This window comes from Photobacterium sp. DA100 (assembly GCF_029223585.1).
GTDB lineage: Bacteria > Pseudomonadota > Gammaproteobacteria > Enterobacterales > Vibrionaceae > Photobacterium.
In genome coordinates, this window is sequence record NZ_CP119423.1 from 1,358,784 (window position 1) to 1,376,324 (window position 17,541).

Consider the following 17,541-nt stretch of genomic DNA (forward strand, 5'->3'; position numbering starts at 1 on the left):
GGGTTTCTGCGAGAGAAACAAAATGCGGCGCTACGCCGCATTTTTTGTTTCCGATGGTTTACTCGTCAGGGGAGAGCCAACGGTAGACCAGCCCGGCTAGCAATGCCCCGAGCAGCGGTGCCAGCCAGAACAGCCAAAGCTGAGCCATTGCCCAATCACCCACCATGATGGCAGGGCCAGTGCTGCGAGCCGGATTCACCGAAGTATTGGTGACCGGAATACTGATCAGGTGGATCAGGGTCAGTGCCAGCCCGATTGCCAACCCAGCCATGGCCGGGGAGGCAAGTTTGTGGGTTGCACCAAGGATGACGATCAGGAACATGAAGGTCATGACAAACTCGGTAATGAACCCTGACATCATGGTGTAGCTGCCGGGGGAATGATCGCCATACCCGTTGGAGGCAAGTCCTCCCGCCAGGCTGAACCCGGCCTGCCCGCTGGCAATCAAATAGAGCACAAAGGCGCCAGCAACGGCCCCCAGCACCTGGAAGACGATATACGGGATCACCTCAGTGGCAGGAAAGCGCCCGCCGGACCATAGCCCCACGGTGACGGCCGGATTGAGGTGACAGCCAGAGATATGGCCAATAGCATAGGCCATTGTGACCACGGTAAGACCGAATGCCAGCGATACGCCGAGCAAACCAATGCCAACTTCTGGAAAAGCGGCTGCCAAGACGGCACTACCACAGCCACCTAGGACCAACCAGAATGTACCGATGAACTCGGCCACGAGTTTTTTTATCATTGAGGTCTACTCCTAATGAGCCAGAAACTCCACTGAGTATAGGAATTTCACATTAAGACAATGGCTCATCAGTGAAACTGAAGGCGGCAGAGGCAAACCGCCAAAGAGTTGGCTATTCGAATCCGCTGGTTTGCTCTAGCAGCATCTTGTGTCTGAGCTATCGTGACATCCTTAATGTCAGCTGCGAGTCAGTTGGACTCCTTGTCAAGGTAGGCCTCCAGTTGCGATGACAGCCATCTCGATACTGAGCCTAGCTGAATGTGCTTGCCGTAGATCACTCCGTAGGGTTGCCAGCGCATAGACTGGTAATGGTTGAGTACTTTGAGGGTACCGTCCCGCAAATAGCTATTGATCAGCACCGAGGGAACGGTTGACCAGCCATTGCCGTCAAGAACGGCATTGCGCAGGTGTTCGTAAAAGGTCAGGGCAATATAGTTGCTTGAGGTCGGCGATACGGCCGTCAGGCTCTGATCTTTGATCGCGGCCAGCACGAATTCGGTGGCATGGGCCAAGTCGTCGCTGAGGACTTCGCTGAGCTGGTTGAGCGGGTGGTCGGCACGTGCCACTGACATCATCCGTATCTGGCCGAGTTGGGTATATTGGTTGTTGGGCAGGTTATCGTCGGTCGGCAGCAGGCAGAAGGCCATATCCACCATGTTTTGTTCGACCATTTCATCTAGCTCGGGCGGCGGCGCGACATAGATAGAGAGGCTGCTGTTGGGGAATTTGATACTCAGATCATGGACCAGCTGGCGCCAGAATGCTTCAGGCAGGGCATCGTCCCTGGCAATCCGCAGTGCGGACTCAACCCCTTCGAGATGCTGCTGGCACTTGGCGTGGATGTCATTGGCTATCATGAGTATCCGCTCGGCATCGTTTCTGATCGCATCACCAATCTCGGTCAATTGGACCTGGTTGCCAGTACGCTGCAGCAGAGAGACGCCAAGTTCATCTTCCAACGCGCTAAGCGCCGAACTGACCGTCGTGCGGTTTTTCCCGCACCGTTTGGCCGCTTCGGTGATCGAGCCGGTGTCGCAGGTGTCAAGGAACAGAGCTAATTGACTGAGTTTCATAATAATCCTGTGTCCTGAGAGGGTTTGGGGTGATGTTTGAATTATGCTCTATCCTGAATGGAAAGTCAGTGATAGCGCCAAAAAAATTGGCGCTCAGTGATTATCGCCTTTTTTGTTACCTCGGTATGATCGTGACTGAGAATAAATCAGAAAGACAAGCAGGCAAGAAAGCCCTGCACTGAGGTAGTTATGCAATGTAATGTGGCACTGGAGCGCAAGCTTTTACAATTTTCGACATTTTCTGCGCTGTTGTTTGCCCTGTTAGGGATTGGCTTCGGTCTGTGGATGGGTTCACTCGTCATTATTTTCGACGGCGCTTATTCATTGGTGAGCTTGGCATTGACCGTGTTATCCCTGGTGGCGGCAGCGTATATCCGGTCGCCATCGCGAAAAGGCAACGAGAGCTGCCAGAAGGTCGAGCCGATGGTCATTGCCTTTAAGGGATTGGTGATCACCTTGATGTGCTGTATTTCGTTCAGCTCAGCGATTATGGCCATACTGAATGGCGGGCGTGATGTCGATACCGGTTTGGCACTGCTTTTTGGGGTTATAAACGTGGTGGGCTGTTTGGCAACCTATCTGGTCATGAGGAAGTATGGCCAGTGTTCGGGTTCAAATCTGGTGGTGGCCGAATCCAAGCAGTGGATGATGGATACGGTGATCAGCGGCGCGGTGATGGTAGGTTTTATTGTGGCAACCTTGATGCAGCATATCGGCTTGGCAGCATATTCGGTATACGCTGATCCTGTTATGGTAATCGTAGCGTCGGTGTACTTTGTGATAGTGCCGCTGAAGATGATGCTCGGCGCGCTAAAGGAGTTGCGTGCGACAGATGATTACAATGCCGTGACGGAGCTTCGCTAAATTCACCGTGACGAAATGTAGGACGTCAATATTAGGTAGGAGCTAGGCTCCTACCTTTTTTATCTCTACCGTTTGAGCAGCAGCGTGTCTTCAATTTCACGGAAAAAGTGTGCCGTGTTTATCAGCGAGGCTGCCGTCAGGCCAGGGACACCGTAGATCTCAACGTCAATGCCATATTTGCTCTGGACCTTATCAACCAAGAGGTCAAAGTCTCCATCACCCGACAGCAGAATGATCCGGTCGACATCCGGTGCATGCTCCATAACGTCCAGGGTGATCCCGACATCCCAATCACCCTTGGCGGAGCCATCACTGCGTTGGATAAAGGGTTTGAGTTTGACGTCAAAGCCGATACCTCGAAGGATATTCTGGAACTGGCGTTGTTTTTCGTCACCACGATGAATGGCATAGGCATAAGCCGCGACAACCTCTCTGCCTTGGGTGGCTTCGGCCCAAAAGGCATTGTAATCAAAGTTACAACCATAGGTGTCTTTGACGGTGTAGTAGATGTTTTGCACATCGACAAAAATAGCGACTTTTTCCACGTTTACTCTTTATTGGTTGGGCCAAGGGGTAGTATATACCTAAGCGGCTGTAATATGCATGCCTGATGCGGGTTTAATTGCTTAGTCATCAATATATTGAAGGTGGGTGTCGTGCATTGGTACCCTGGCTATTTGACATTAATTGGGTATAAAGTACGGCGTGAAACAGATAACGATGAAGTGGACCATGAAAAAATCAGTGATTGCGCTGTCTCTAGCTGCTTGCTCGGCAGGCAGTTTTGCTCAAAGTTGCCCGGTTGAGGTGCCAAATGATATCCATATTGCCGGTGATCAGGTGGCGGTGTATCAAGATGGCGAACCGAGGTTGTTGATTAGCCAGGATAACCAGCTGTTTATCGAGGGTAGGCAAGTTGCGCTGTCTGACTCGCAGATGCAAGCCTTGCAAGCATACAGTGAGCATGTGAAGTCTTACCTGCCGCAAATGGCAGAGCTAGCCGATAGCGGGGCCAGTATTGCCCAAGAGGTTATTGATGATCTCTCCGCGCACTTTGGCAGCAGTGATGCCTTTGTTGGTGCAGAGCAATTGGTGAATGAATACAGCGCGAAGGCCAAGCAGAAATTCTATCCTGATGGTGAGTTTGTTATGCCTGCTGATGTTTTCCGTTCGATGGATTCAGGTTGGAAGCAGGATCTTGAGGAGGCCTTGAAGCATATCAGCGTGGAGTCGGTATCTGGGATGATTGCGTCTTTGTCTGCGGAAATGAAAAGTGGTGAGCTGAGCTTTTCCCAATTCCAAACCCAGCTAATGGCATTGAAGCAAAGCCTCCAAGACAAGGTTCGTCAACGTTCTGGGGAAGTGGCAGTACAGGCCGGCGAAATCTGTGAGTCTATTGAAGGACTGGCGGAAGAAGAGCAGCAGCTACAGCAAGTCATTCCTGAACTGAAAGACTATCAAATGTTTGAAATTTAAAAAGCCGCCACGTGCGGCCTACTTTTCACGTCATTGATGTATTGTTTTTTGTGCAGCGTGTCACTAAATAGCGCTTAGATCCTTATAACTAAAGGCGCTTTTTTTCTACATATGGATAATGTGGCAGCAGAACCCAAGTCAAAAAATTGACTTGGGTGACAAAAACAAACTTCAAAGGTTATTGAAGTACATGAAAGTACAGCCCAGATTATTGATCTCTTTTATATTCCCGCTGCTGATGCTCGTACTGAGTTTATTGGTCTATGTCGGCTTCAATGAATATAAAGACAACCAGAATGCTGCGATAAATCAGGCAACCTCCAATGTCCGTATTGCGCGAGAGTATTTGGACCATCATTTCCTTTCGGCACAAAGCCAACTCTACCTTCTTGAACAGCTGTGGGAAGAAAAGAACAGTATTGCTGGGGTGATGAAAGCGGCTCAGACCATGGTGAGCGCGAAAAGTCGCTATTTGGAAGTTGGTTTGCTGGCTTATGGCAACTACTACGGTACCAATGGTTTTTACAAAGAAGGTATTGCCTCTTTGATCGCCGAGCGGCCATGGTACAAACAAGCAGCTATCGGCGAGAGCTATATCACACCTATCTATCTAAGCGGCAGCACCGGGAAATGGACGGTGGCGTTTGTCGCTGTACTCGACCCAGTCGCGCAGCAGGAAGTGCGCATCGTACTCGAGATTGATGTCAACAGGCTGTATGAGAATGTTTCCCTGCTGAGAACGCTAGAGAATGGATATGTCTATGCCATTGAAAGCGCGACAGGCAAGATAGTGATACATCCCGATGACAGTCGAGTGGGTACACCGTCGGTCAGTGTGACTAGCGATATTCTCGCGCGGATCCAGGCGGGAGAGCAGGCAGGGATCATTCCGTCGTATGAATACAAGAACAAGGAGAAGTTCAGTGTCTATGAAGCGAATCCGCTGCTCGGCTGGGTCGTGCTATCGGGGGCAGAGAAGTCAGAAATAATCATGCACACACTGAGTATCAGTGCCGTGACCTTATCCCTGCTGGTGTTAATCCTTATTATTGGCTTGTTATTTTATATTGTTTACCACGTCCATAATTATGGCCGGCAGCTTAGTGAAGTAGAAAGCATCGCCGAGCTGAAAATTGCCTTGCAGCAGATGGTGGAAGGGGTGATTGGCTGCCAGTCTATCCACCTTTACATGCGCAACGTGTATTCTGGCGATTTTGAATCGGCGCAGTGCAAGCACCATATTTCTGAGAAAGGGCTCCGAGATGATCCTGCGGAAAGGCTTGGCCGGTTGGCCAGACTGCCCGAGAATCAACCGGATATCCTGTCGGCATTTATCGCGCCGGGCAAAACCTGCATTCGTGTTCCACTAACGAAGAAAAAGCAACTGATCGGCCTGCTGTACATTATTTCCCCACGTTTGGATCTAACGCTTTTTATCAATATGCTAAGGACCTATGCCCAAAGTGCTTTGGGTCAAGTCATGCTAGCGCAGAGAATCCAGCAAACAGATGCAATGACGGGCCTGATGAATAAGAACTTCCTGCAGGCCGAAATAGAGAAGCAAATTAAAGCGAACGGCAAATATTATCTGGCCATGATTGATGTTGATGACTTCAAGGGAATTAATGACACCTATGGCCATTTGTTCGGGGACAAAGTTATTATTTCCGTGGCCAATTGCCTTCGCCAGGAAAGTGATCGCCATGCCATTGTGGCGCGTTACGGTGGTGAAGAGTTTGCTATTTTGCTGCCAGCCAAGGGACTAATGGCGGCCAAGGAGATACTGGAGGCGATCCGAGCCAGCGTTTCCTCCACGGTGATCAAGAGCGGTACCAAGTCTTGCCGGGTTCATGTCAGTATTGGTGTTGCGGCGATCAGCGGAAATATGGAGAAGTCGATTGCCAGAGCGGATCAGGCGCTCTACCAGGCGAAGGCCAACGGCAAGAATCAGGTCGTCATTTACTGTTTAAACAGTATGTTACAAACAATCGGCGCCGAATAGCAAAAACATGATTGGTTAGACAGATCATGCACTATGGGTCTGTTATGGTTTATTTATGAACCAATATTTATTGTGGTGTTGAGATGCTGAAGCTTGCTGTAATCATCATACTCTTGTTGCTGGGAGCGTTATTGACCAAGTATCTTGATGAAAAATCGCAACAGAAAATATTGATTGGTTTCGGTGTGCTGGTGGCACTGGCCGTGGTTGGGCTGATGGCATCAGAGCTGATGCGATAGGCAGGATATCGAAAAAGAAAGCCCGCTAATGCGGGCTTTGTTGTTTATCGTGCGCGAGAGCGGTTAGGGTTTCCGCCGGAGCGTGACTGGCTTGGTTTGCCATTACGCGAGCTGTTAGGTTTACCGTTGCCACCTTGTCTTGATTGCGGCTTCGAACCGTTAGTCGGGCCTTTGGCGTTTTGGCCATTTCGCGAGTTCGATGATGAACCATTGCGGTTACCATGTGGCTTATTGCCAGGTTTGCCTGCATGGTTGCTACCAGCTTGGCTACCATTCTTGCGCGGGCCGCCGCGCTTGCCGTCCTTACGGATATCCGGCTGGTTAGGGTGCTTGGTTGCAAAGCGTTTTGAACCATGGCGGCCAGACCCACGACGCTGCGCTGGGGTCATCTCGGCTTCGCTGCCTTCTTCTGGCACCAAACAGTTTGCTCGGTCGCCGATCAAGTGTTTCTTGCCCATGCTGATCAGCGCTTCACGGATCAATGGCCAGTTCAGCGGGTCATGATAGCGCAGGAAGGCCTTGTGCAAGCGGCGCTGTCGTTCACCTTTGGCAACAAACAGATCTTCACGCTTCTTGTACTTCACACGTTTGAGCGGGTTGGTCTCCGAGTGGTACATGGCCGTTGCATTACACATCGGCGATGGGTAGAAGTTCTGTACCTGATCACACTGGAAATCGTTTTTCTTCAGCCACAAGGCCAAATTCAGCATGTCCTCATCGGTAGAGCCCGGGTGGGCAGAGATGAAGTACGGGATCAGGTACTGCTTTTTACCCGCTTCTTTGCTGAATTTCTCGAACATCTCCTTGAAGCGGTCATAGGTGCCCATACCAGGCTTCATCATCAGATCCAGGGTGCCTTTTTCGGTATGCTCAGGGGCGATCTTCAAGTAGCCACCGACGTGGTGAGTGACCAGCTCTTTGACGTATTCCGGAGATTCAACCGCGAGGTCGTAACGAACACCCGAGGCGATCATGATCTTCTTGATACCATCGACATTTCGCGCTTTGCGGTATAGATCAATGGTGTGTTTGTGGTCAGTATCCAGCTTCTTACAGATCTCTGGGAAGATACACGATGGACGGCGACAGTTTTTCTCGGCGCGAGGATCAGAACAGCCCAAGCGGTACATGTTGGCTGTCGGACCGCCCAAGTCAGAAATCGTGCCGGTGAACCCCGGGACCTTGTCTCGGATTTCTTCCAGCTCGTTGAGGATCGACTCATGCGAGCGGTTTTGGATAATTCGTCCTTCGTGCTCGGTGATCGAGCAGAAAGAACAACCGCCGAAGCAGCCACGCATGATATTGACACTGGTCTTGATCATGTCATAAGCCGGAATTTTGGCTTTGCCATAGGCCGGGTGTGGGACGCGCGCGTAAGGCAGGCCAAACACAAAATCCATCTCTTCTGTTGTCAGAGGGATAGGTGGACGGTTGATCCACAGTTCACGATCACCATGCTTCTGGATCAAGGCTCTTGCCGAATACGGATTGGTCTCCAGGTGCATGACGCGGCTAGCATGGGCATACAAAATACGGTCGTTGCGCAGCTTCTCGAAAGAAGGCAAACGAACCACCGTGGTCTCGGCATCATGGCGCGAAGGCTGGATTTGAACCGGCTTGGCTTCCGATTCTTGTGCTTTTTCACTTTTGTTGGTTGCACAGGTTTCTTCTGTCGCATACGGGTTAGGCATCGGCATGGCTCTGCCCGGTTTTTCAATCCGGCTAGAGTCAATTTCCTTATAGTGCTCAGGGCACTCACGCAGGATAACGGCAGTACCTGCAATATTGGTCAGCTCGGCAATGTTTTCGCCATCGGCAAGACGGTGGGCAACTTCAACCAGCGCACGTTCGGCGTTACCAAATAGCAGAATATCGCCTTTGGCATCAAGCAATACTGAGCGGCGAACTTTATCAGACCAGTAATCATAGTGGGCAAGGCGACGAAGGCTAGCCTCAATACCGCCCAGTACGATTGGGGTGTCTTTGTACGCCTCACGGCAGCGCTGGGAGTAAACCAGAACCGCACGGTCAGGGCGTTTGCCCCCTTCGTTGTTTGGCGTATAGGCATCATCGTGGCGCAGCTTACGGTCGGCTGTATAGCGGTTGATCATCGAGTCCATGTTGCCGGCGGTGATGCCGAAAAATAGGTTCGGCTGCCCCAGTGCCATGAAGGCATCTTTGTTGCCCCATTCAGGTTGCGCGATGATACCGACACGAAAACCCTGCGCCTCAAGCAAACGTCCGATGACCGCCATACCAAAGCTTGGGTGGTCGACGTAGGCATCACCGGTAACGATAATAATGTCACAGCTATCCCAGCCCAGCGCGTCCATTTCGGCACGGCTGGTAGGCAGGAAAGGTGCAGTACCGTAGCATTCCGCCCAGTACTTTGGATATTCGTTAATTTTGTCTGAAATCATTTGCTTACAGTTTACTTCTCAAAATGGGGCATATGCCGGACAATTGAATGTCCTGCCTTTTTGATCACTTGTGTATTTTTACCTATACCAATGATAAATAGCAGTGCTGAGGTCTGTATCAGCACTAGGAAATAGTATAGGGCGTAAAAAGGGGAGCAGTTTACCACGTTTGCTGCGCATTACACCTTTTTTACCTCTGGCTAGTTAGGAGTGGAAATAATGCTGCCAAGCGCCGTACCTTCTGTCGCATGTTGAATAAAGGCTTCACTCAGCGGGGTTTGATGTTTTAAAGGGGCTTGAACGATATGCCAACTGGTCAGTATAGGGAAGCCAGCGATAGATAACTTAACCAGGTCACCACCAGGCTGATCCTCAAGCGCATATTCTGACAGTATGGTGAGCCCCATACCGGCAATCACGCAGTGTTTAATGGCCTCGTTGCTTTCAATAACCAGGTTCGGTTTGAACTGGAGGTTGAGTTTTTTAAAATGAGCATCGATGGCGTGGCGTGTGCCTGAGCCCGGCTCTCGAGATAGCCAAGGGTACTTCAATAAATCTTCCGGCTCTATGTGGGATTGATGGGCAAGCGGATGATCCTTGGGGGCGACGGGATAAAGTCGGTTGGGCAGAAATTGGATTGAATACGGCTCCATTTGTGGTTCTAAGTGACTGAACAGGTAGATGTCATCCAGGCCTTGGTGGTAGCGGGCAAGGATGTTTCCTCGGTTGTCTACCTTTAAAAGGATATCAACTCGAGGGTAGGTGCGGCAAAAGCTGCCCAGTAGGTGGGGAATAAAGTATTTGGCAGAAGTGACGACAGCCACTTTCAATGTGCCGGCTTTTATCTCGCTGAGATCGGCGAGTTCAATCTCGAGTCTATCGATGGTATCAAGGAGCTCATTGGCATATTTGGCCAAGGTATCTGCAGCTTGAGTAAATATAAGCTTCTTGCCGACGACATGGTACAACGGCATACCGATTAATTCGGTAAGTTGACGTAATTGAATCGAGACTGTTGGCTGGGTCAGGTTTAGTGCTTGGGATGCCAAGGTAACGGATCCCAGTTCATAAACGCTTAGGAAGACCCGCAACTGCCTGATACTGCCGAGCCGGTTTCTTAAGTGCTGAGACATGTATAGATAAATACCTATGAATGTCATGTTTAATATTAATTATACTTTAGTTATTGACTCCTGCATATTTGTCCTTGAGCAAGGTACCCATGAAGGTGCTTAGCACCCGAGGAGGCATTATGAGTTTCAATCAACTTCTTGTTCCCATTGCGCCTGAGCAGCCACTTGATGATTGCTTTCATCAAGCTTTCAAGCTTGCTAATCAAATGTCGGCACAGGTTACGCTGTTGACGGTTATAGAGGACTTGGCTGAGCTTAAGGAAATCTCTCGCTTTTCATGTACAACACTTGATCTGCTTGATAAATCAACAAAGATTTATCACGGCATTCTCAAAGAGTGGGTACAATCGCTCAAACAGGAATATAGCAATATAAAGTTTCGGACCAAGATACGTATCGGGATCCCGTTTATCGAGATCATCAAGGAGGCTCATGACAGTCATGCCACCATGGTGATCCTCGATACGCACAGGGAGGCAAAGGAACAAGCCTGTCAGCGTGGCAGTACGACACTGCATATCATGCGTAAGTCTCATGTGCCTATCTGGTCGATAAGCACAGCCCCTAAACCGTTAACAGAGGTCGTGGCCGCTGTGGATATTTCAAACCAGGACTACCGTGATTTCAATGACCAGATTCTTGCGCTAGCCGTTGAGTTTTGCTCGATAACCGGGGCGCGTTTGACGGTTTGTCATGCTTGGCGACTCGACTCAGAAGGCTTTTTGAGAAAGTGGAGTGGTTATAATGATTTAGAGATCGCTCTGCTGTCGAAAAAAATGCGAGAAGAAAGGTTCGGAAGGTTGAAATCACTGCTGATGCCGTATGAAAACACGCCAATAGATATTTCAATCAAAGTGCTGGAGGGCGAAACCCGGCAAATACTGCCTAACTACGTCAATGAGCAAGGGGCGGACTTGGTGATATTAGGCTCGCTATCACGCACGGGGATTGCAGGTTTCCTAATGGGTAATACGGCTGAGTCTTTGCTTAATGATATCAGCAGCTCTGTTATTACCCTTAAACCCGATAATTTTAAATCTCCGGTATTGGAAGAGTGTTGAGAGAAATTATTATCAAGTCATGGCTATTCGGTGTTGATGCAATGCTACACCATAGTAACTGTTGACGTCATAAGGAAGGGCGAAGCATGAAAATTGATAGTAATGATGTTTTATCAGCAAAGCTCCAAGTGGTTATTCATTGGGCTGTCAGGGCGCTTTCGATTGTCATGGTTTTTGTTATTGTGATGGGCGTACTTGATGTTGCCTGGATACTATACCAGCGTCTAATAACACCCCCGCGATATATACTAACGATTTCCGATATGCTCGCGACATTCGGAGCGTTCATGGCGGTGTTAATAGCCATAGAAATATTCATTAATATCACGATCTACCTTCGCGAAAATGTCATCCATGTGAAAATCGTTATGGCAACAGCATTAATGGCCATTGCACGGAAGGTTATTATTATTGATGTGGAACAAATGGAGGTGACGTATTTATATGGAATTGCAGCAGTTGTTCTCAGTATGAGTGTCGGCTATTGGCTGATTCATCAATTGCCAAGGAGAAGCCACTTAGAAGAGTAACCTTATCTTATACAGTATAGGGTTTGGTTGTATTAATAAGTTGCCAGTAAGAAGAATTAGTTTTTAAGTGACAAGCCATATTATATTCATTCGTTATGTTGACTAAATGAATTGGCGCCATTAAATTGACGTCCATTAGAGTAATTGCTCGACGGATTGGTTGATGAAAAAGAATGGCTTTACACTGATAGAAATGGTGGTGGTGATCGTAATTCTCGGTATCTTGGCTGTCACGGCTGCACCTCGTTTCTTGAACTTACAGACCGATGCACGCAATTCAGCGTTGGCGGGGCTAAAGGGAGCGGTTGAGTCGGGGGTAGGGATAGGTTATGGCAAAATGGTGATGGCGGGGCTAGAGAATCGGCCTCATATCACAAACAATGATTCTTCCGATAATGATACCGGTGAATATATTGGTGAGCCTATTCCTATTCCGGGCTGTGAGTTAAACACGGCAGATCGTTGTGTCTTTAGGTATGGTTACCCTGAAGCTGACTTTTATACCATTACGACGTTGGTTGACGGTATTAACAAGCATTACCAACAAGAAAAGGATTGGGCTATCACGAGAATCGATGGTACAACGATCATTACCGATACATCGAACCTTGATTACAGCAATATTGCTAATGAAGCGCCAGCGTTGAGGAATGATAACTGCTATCTGCGATATACCCCTCCAAGCGGCAAAGATGACAGTTATCATTTAGAAATTGTTGCTTGCCAATAGCGGCTGCTTAGTTAGCAAAAGTGAGTATGCATAGTCGCTGAAAGGCTGGTTGCAGTGAGCCGCTGTTCATTGCTACCCTAAATCGCTAAAGCGCAACGATTTGGGGCTTTATGTACACGATTTTTTCGTTACTCAAATGGCTAGTGTTGATTTACTTGGTTAAGACTGGGCGCATCAAGGAATCAACTTTTCAAAAGTGGAAACAGATGACCCTGAATGTCGCCACAATGATCGTGCTGCACTCAACCTTGGTTATCCACCTGATCGAAGGGGGAGAGCTGCAGCGCAATGGCACTGGTGACGGATATTACTTAAGAGAAACGCTATCTGTGTTAAAACATAAGGAGGCCTGAGCCTCCTTTTTTACATCCTGGCTTGTAACCTTAGCCAAGGCTAAGGCCTATCATGTTATTGAACAGGCTTGAGCTGATAGATCTTGAGTTCATAGCCGTTGTAAAAGCTGGCAAGCAGCTGGTTGCCACCGGGGATCAAGCGTACCGAGCTGACAATGTTGGTATTGTGATCAAGGCTGTTTTTCAACTGCGGGTTGTCGGCATTGGCGTCAATTTGCCTGATTACAATGCGGTCATCCACGTCTTTTTGGTAGTGGCTAAGGTACTTAATCTCAAACTTATGATCTTGCTTGTCCTGCCCGTATACATTCATCTGGTTGCCGTTGAATTCGACGTAGAACCGTAAGCCATCTTCTATGGTGGCGTACCACATCCCTTGATGTTGGTTAAATGTCGGTAGGATCTTCTCCTTGGCGATGATGAGGGCTGCTGAGAAAAGGAGTACCGAAATGATGAAATGGATAATTACGGTTTTATTTTTGAACATACAAGTTTCTCGTTACAGCCATAAAGGGTTTCTTTTACTTTGTCGATGTACTGGTAATTGTCTTGTTCCGTTATGCGTTGGATTGCTTTGATTTCATTATCATTAGGAATGAACAGTACAGTTGTATCACCCATTTTATAGGCCGTATCGGTTGGCAGCAGCCAATGCAGCAGGGCGACAAGCGCAACGCTCGTGCACAATGAAAACAGATAAAAGCGAATTGATTTCAGGTGGGCAAGCGAAGCCGCATTTGCAATCCTCGATTCCGGGTTGCCTGGTGTGGTATCGGCCAGCGGTAACGCAGGTGGCCGGGCAGGAGATAAAGGTGGTGTGGGCGATTTAACCGGCATGGCTGCAGCCAGTGATTCGCTGTCATGGTATCGCGGCGCTATGGTTAGCTTATAGCCTCGTTTGGGCACTGTCACAATATATGTTTTACCCAGCTCAAAGAGCTTAGATCGAAGACCGTTAACTGTCTGGTTTATGGTGAAATCAGAGGCGTAGGTTCCCGCCCAAATAGTGTCTGCCAGCTCTTTTCGAAGGGTCACTTCAGGATAGTTTTGACAAAGGATTTTCAGTAACTCCATTTCTTTGACACGAAGCTTGTTTTGAGCACCGGTGTTGGCCTGTTTGATAGTGAGATCATTGATTGAGATGACCAACGACTGTAATGAGATATAGGGCAATGTAGGTTGATGATTATTATGCATATTGTTTGCGTAATTGATGCGTAGTCAAAAGCCAATATAGAGGAAAAAACAGCTTCCACCGTTAGTTTTCTGTTAAATGCGGCTGGGTTTGAAGCAGATAGTTACTAGTATATATCGCATGCGAAGTGTTGATAAAGCAGGATTATGACCACTTTGGCTTTATTGGCTTGTAATATGCGCTCCGTTGGCGATAGCCCATAACCTAGTAACTTCAAGGTACATCGTGGGACAAGAGCCCCGTCGCTGCTATCGCTGAGCCCTGAAGCCACTTGGCTGACGGTATTTAGTCGAATGATTTGCTCATTCTTTCCAGCATGGTTACTTTTTCCCGCATTTGCTTCGATGCTGCTTCCATCACCCCTACATGCTCGAGGTTTTTGGTTGAAAGGTAGGAAATTTGATGGACGTTGTTGCTGACATCTTGGGTCACGGCGCCTTGTTCCTCTGCCGCGGTTGCTATCTGGCTGGATATTTCAGCAATTTCATCGACCATTTTCGCCACTTCTCTGACTTTTTCGGCGGTGATATTGGTATCGTCAACGCATTGCTGGGTGCGGGTAATACTCTCGGAGGTGGTTAGTTGCCACTGTTCAAGTGTGGTGTTGATGTCCCCGATACTCGACTGGATTTGCTCGGTGGCACCATGGGTGCGCTGAGACAGAGCTCTGACTTCATCGGCTACGACGGCAAAGCCTCTTCCTTGCTCGCCCGCGCGGGCAGCTTCAATTGCAGCATTGAGCGCCAGGAGATTCGTCTGCTCAGCTATCCCTTGAATTTCCACCATCATACTGTGGATCTGATCTGAGACCTTGGTGAGTGACTTGGCCGTTGTGGCGGTGTTTTGGGTTTCGATTGCCAATGCATTGATGTTATCAAGCGTGGTTGTTAGCACCGTTTCGGTATCGCTACACTGTTTCTGGGTTTGGTTGACCTTGTCGTTGGTCATTTGGGTGTTGTTTGCAATTTCATTGGCAACCGCTGATAACTCGGTGATTGCCGAAGCGACTAGCTGGGTATCTCGATCTTGCTCTGAAATGGAACTTTGCGTCTCTTGCGAAGCCGTCAGCAGATCATCGGCGACGGCATTGAGTGTCTTTGAAACATCGGCCGTACGGCCAAGGACCGTCTTTATTCGGGCGTCATCGAGGGCGAGGTGAAATTGCGCGATTGAGGAGGGGGTATCACCGCAATAGATCAAACGGGTGAGGCTGTCATAGTCTTTTTCGAGCTGTGCAAAAAAACGCGGGGTAACGAATAGCTCTTGTCGGTACAGCAAGCCAAGCAAACAAAGTGGAAGCAATTCGCCAAGCAGTTTGTATTGGTCGAGGAAGAGAAAAGAGCTGATCACGGAGCCGAGGACGAGCAAAGCGGCGACACCGAGTTTTTGCATTACTGATAGCTTGAATGCATAGGGATTCTTGTTCTGGTTGAGCTGCTGGTAGATGGCAGAGGCGGTGGATTTCATGGCCGTCGAGGGTTTACGCCTTACCGACTGGTAGCCAATTAATTGGTTGTTTTCATAGAGCGGTGTGACGTAGGCATCGACCCAATAAAAGCTACCATCCTTGCAGCGATTTTTAACCAACCCACGCCAGGGCTGCCCTTTTTTCAAGTGGTGCCACAGGTCGGCGAAAGCCTGGCGTGGCATGTCGGGGTGGCGGATGATATTGTGATGCTGTCCGATTAACTCATCCGCGCGGTAGCCACTGATCTCCACAAACTCCTCGTTAGCGTACGTGATGACGCCCTGGGTGTCGGTGGTGGTGACAAGCTGTGACTCCTGCCTGAGCTCAATCTCATGATTGTTCACATGCTGGTTCTTTCTCATCGCAAGTTCCTCTTCAATACGCACAAGGCCTGACGACAAAAGCGATACTGCAGCTCTATGAGGCCGAAACTATCATTTTGTTTTTTATGGTAGATCTCTAACTGGTCTAACATCTACTGTAGACGGATTTTGAACAAGGTAAATTACAGCTAACAGGGAAATGCTGTAATATTTTGTTTTAATATGCCAAGTTGGCATAAAGATCTAATAATGGGCTTTCTTTGAAGCGGTTTATCGGCTTTGCCAAATCAGAGAGCCAAAAATCAAAGTAAAGTGTTGATGATAAAAAATCCCGATATAACGAATGTCATATCGGGATCTCTATGTTTGCTAGCTAATTGCGATAGCTACAAAGGGTTAGCTGTACATAGGTACCAAGGCCACAGTACCGATGATGACCGTCAACAGGCCACACAGAACCGGTACTGACGTACGCTTAACCACTTCAAACGGACTGACGTTACCCATACCAGATGTTGCAACGATGACGCCAGATACCGGTGAAATCGTACGGCCTAGGTTAGATGCCTGCAGCATCGGGATGATAAGGAAAGCTGGGCTAAGACCCATTTTACCGGCTAGTGCAGGTGCAAGCTCTACGAATGCGTAGAAAGGTGCGTTACCAGAGCCGGTTGCGATTGCGGCGGCGACCGTTAGGCCAGTCAGTAGTAGCATCAGGGCAAAACCGCCTGCGCCAGCGGCTTCAGCCAGACCGATCAGGTTGTCGATGGCACCGATAGACATCAGGCCCTGCGCGAATACCCCCGCAGCAACCAACAACATCACAACGCCTTTGAATGCATCAGCCATACCCTGGTAACATGCCTCAAGATCTTCCAGTGTCTCTTTACCTTTGAAGCGCTTGGTTACGAAGTCAACAATCGCGCCGATGAAGATAGACATTACCACGATGGTGTAGATATCTAGCGCTAGGCCAGGGATAGTATCACCATTGAAGACGAAAACACCGATGATAGGCAGGAATGGCAGGATAGCGTAGTAAGCCGGTGCCTTAACTTCGATTTCAGAAATATCGACTTTTTCCATAACGATATTTTCTTTTTTATCCAAGTACTTGTTCCAGAAGAACGCAGCCGCTGCCATCACGATAATGGCGCAGATAGACACTGGAAGTACCGTTTCAACGGCAAAGACGTGCAGCGGTAGGCCGGATTTTTCGGCCGCAACAATCACGTCACCGGATGTTGGCGAAAGAATAATGGCTGCAGGAGATGCACAGATAGCGACCGCAGCAGGGCGTGAGATCCCCATGGCTGTCATCATCGGGAAAAGGGTGGCCATCAGCAGTACACCCAGGCCTGTTGCCGAGCTTACTGCTAGTGACATCAAACAGGCAACGATGTAGGCCGCTACCAGCAGGATATAAGGTGACTTAATTACTGAAAGTGGCTTAGAAAATTGTTTTACCACGACGTTGTTGGCACCGATGTGCGTCATGTAGGACGCAAAACCACAAAGTAGCATGATCTGCATACCCAGGCCGCCCCCACGGTACTGCAGCATGTACTTCACATACTCTAGTGAGTCGGTTACGAAATTACCGGTAGCCTGGATCTTGGCAGGCAGCACGTTGTATCCCAAAACGCCCGTAATGAGTAGCAACAGTAAACCTGCGGTCAGTAGCACACCGGCAGGTTTGTATCCTTTAATAATGAAATAGCCAACAGCAATGGTGACTGCTAGGCCAATCAATAACTCCAACATGGAAAAAATCCTCTTAAACCACAAAATTAAGAAACAATGTGTCAATTGATCAAATTTTCTTACACATTATTTTCGATAAATTTACCTAAAAAGTGGTGGAGGAACGACAATAATCGGACCAGTTTATGATCTGAAACAGAATTTAGAGTAACGTGTTAATGC

17 protein-coding genes are annotated in these 17,541 nt (G+C 48.7%); 8 read left to right on the plus strand and 9 right to left on the minus strand.

The genetic code is table 11. The annotated features are described in order from the left end of the window. Positions 1-58: 58 nt before the first annotated feature. Together aqpZ and PTW35_RS06600 are read right to left on the minus strand one after the other, a co-directional pair. The gene (gene aqpZ, locus PTW35_RS06595) at positions 59-745 is read right to left on the minus strand and encodes an aquaporin Z (RefSeq protein WP_338064700.1); all 687 of its coding nucleotides are present in this window, start codon (positions 743-745) and stop codon (positions 59-61) included. 191 nt (positions 746-936) lie between these two features. Next, positions 937-1,821, minus strand: coding sequence for a LysR family transcriptional regulator (locus PTW35_RS06600; protein ID WP_044623029.1), 885 nt, complete (start codon positions 1,819-1,821; stop codon positions 937-939). 189 nt (positions 1,822-2,010) lie between these two features. On the opposite strand from PTW35_RS06600, the gene PTW35_RS06605 reads away from it, so the two are divergent. Then, entirely contained in the window at positions 2,011-2,685 is a 675-nt protein-coding gene (locus PTW35_RS06605; RefSeq protein ID WP_281027016.1) for a cation transporter, read from the plus strand. Positions 2,686-2,750: 65 nt separating this feature from the next. Here PTW35_RS06605 and PTW35_RS06610 read toward each other — a convergent pair whose 3' ends face one another. Next, complete coding sequence (locus PTW35_RS06610) at positions 2,751-3,230, minus strand: NYN domain-containing protein (RefSeq protein ID WP_039462663.1); 480 nt, start codon at positions 3,228-3,230, stop codon at positions 2,751-2,753. Between the two features lie 187 nt (positions 3,231-3,417). Between PTW35_RS06610 and PTW35_RS06615 the strand changes: the two genes are divergently transcribed. The 3 genes from PTW35_RS06615 (at position 3,418) to PTW35_RS06625 (ending at position 6,402) form a co-directional block, all read left to right on the plus strand. Next, positions 3,418-4,161 carry a DUF2884 family protein gene (locus tag PTW35_RS06615; RefSeq protein WP_281027017.1) on the plus strand — a complete coding sequence of 248 codons (744 nt, stop codon included), beginning with the start codon at positions 3,418-3,420 and terminating at the stop codon, positions 4,159-4,161. Between the two features lie 190 nt (positions 4,162-4,351). Further along, entirely contained in the window at positions 4,352-6,163 is a 1,812-nt protein-coding gene (locus tag PTW35_RS06620) for a sensor domain-containing diguanylate cyclase (protein WP_281027018.1), read from the plus strand. An 83-nt stretch (positions 6,164-6,246) separates the two neighbouring features. Continuing rightward, positions 6,247-6,402: a hypothetical protein gene (locus tag PTW35_RS06625; RefSeq protein ID WP_044623032.1), complete on the plus strand. Its 156-nt coding sequence runs from the start codon at positions 6,247-6,249 to the stop codon at positions 6,400-6,402. Positions 6,403-6,446: 44 nt separating this feature from the next. On the opposite strand, the gene PTW35_RS06630 is transcribed toward PTW35_RS06625, so the two are convergent. Both PTW35_RS06630 and PTW35_RS06635 read right to left on the minus strand, forming a co-directional pair. Continuing rightward, positions 6,447-8,822, minus strand: coding sequence for a YgiQ family radical SAM protein (locus PTW35_RS06630; RefSeq protein WP_044623033.1), 2,376 nt, complete (start codon positions 8,820-8,822; stop codon positions 6,447-6,449). Positions 8,823-9,022: 200 nt separating this feature from the next. Then, positions 9,023-9,955: a LysR family transcriptional regulator gene (locus PTW35_RS06635; protein WP_281027019.1), complete on the minus strand. Its 933-nt coding sequence runs from the start codon at positions 9,953-9,955 to the stop codon at positions 9,023-9,025. Between the two features lie 119 nt (positions 9,956-10,074). Between PTW35_RS06635 and PTW35_RS06640 the strand changes: the two genes are divergently transcribed. From PTW35_RS06640 to PTW35_RS06655, 4 genes are all read left to right on the plus strand, one after another. After that, positions 10,075-11,016 (plus strand): universal stress protein, encoded by a 942-nt coding sequence (locus PTW35_RS06640; RefSeq protein WP_281027020.1) that lies wholly within the window; start codon positions 10,075-10,077, stop codon positions 11,014-11,016. Between the two features lie 86 nt (positions 11,017-11,102). Further along, the gene (locus PTW35_RS06645) at positions 11,103-11,546 is read left to right on the plus strand and encodes a phosphate-starvation-inducible PsiE family protein (protein WP_281027021.1); all 444 of its coding nucleotides are present in this window, start codon (positions 11,103-11,105) and stop codon (positions 11,544-11,546) included. Between the two features lie 163 nt (positions 11,547-11,709). After that, positions 11,710-12,276 (plus strand): type II secretion system protein, encoded by a 567-nt coding sequence (locus tag PTW35_RS06650; RefSeq protein WP_281027022.1) that lies wholly within the window; start codon positions 11,710-11,712, stop codon positions 12,274-12,276. A 206-nt stretch (positions 12,277-12,482) separates the two neighbouring features. After that, positions 12,483-12,629 carry a hypothetical protein gene (locus PTW35_RS06655; RefSeq protein WP_281027023.1) on the plus strand — a complete coding sequence of 49 codons (147 nt, stop codon included), beginning with the start codon at positions 12,483-12,485 and terminating at the stop codon, positions 12,627-12,629. A gap of 55 nt (positions 12,630-12,684) precedes the next feature. On the opposite strand, the gene PTW35_RS06660 is transcribed toward PTW35_RS06655, so the two are convergent. From PTW35_RS06660 to dcuC, 4 genes are all read right to left on the minus strand, one after another. After that, the gene (locus PTW35_RS06660; protein WP_281027024.1) at positions 12,685-13,116 is read right to left on the minus strand and encodes a hypothetical protein; all 432 of its coding nucleotides are present in this window, start codon (positions 13,114-13,116) and stop codon (positions 12,685-12,687) included. Beyond that, positions 13,095-13,826 (minus strand): winged helix-turn-helix domain-containing protein, encoded by a 732-nt coding sequence (locus PTW35_RS06665; RefSeq protein ID WP_281027025.1) that lies wholly within the window; start codon positions 13,824-13,826, stop codon positions 13,095-13,097. Before PTW35_RS06665 ends, PTW35_RS06660 begins: the two co-directional genes overlap by 22 nt. 283 nt (positions 13,827-14,109) lie before the next feature. Then, positions 14,110-15,654, minus strand: a complete 1,545-nt coding sequence (locus PTW35_RS06670; RefSeq protein WP_281027026.1) for a PAS domain-containing methyl-accepting chemotaxis protein — start codon at positions 15,652-15,654, stop codon at positions 14,110-14,112. Between the two features lie 357 nt (positions 15,655-16,011). Further along, positions 16,012-17,379 carry an anaerobic C4-dicarboxylate transporter DcuC gene (gene dcuC / locus PTW35_RS06675; protein ID WP_281027027.1) on the minus strand — a complete coding sequence of 456 codons (1,368 nt, stop codon included), beginning with the start codon at positions 17,377-17,379 and terminating at the stop codon, positions 16,012-16,014. Between the last annotated feature and the right edge of the window lie 162 nt (positions 17,380-17,541).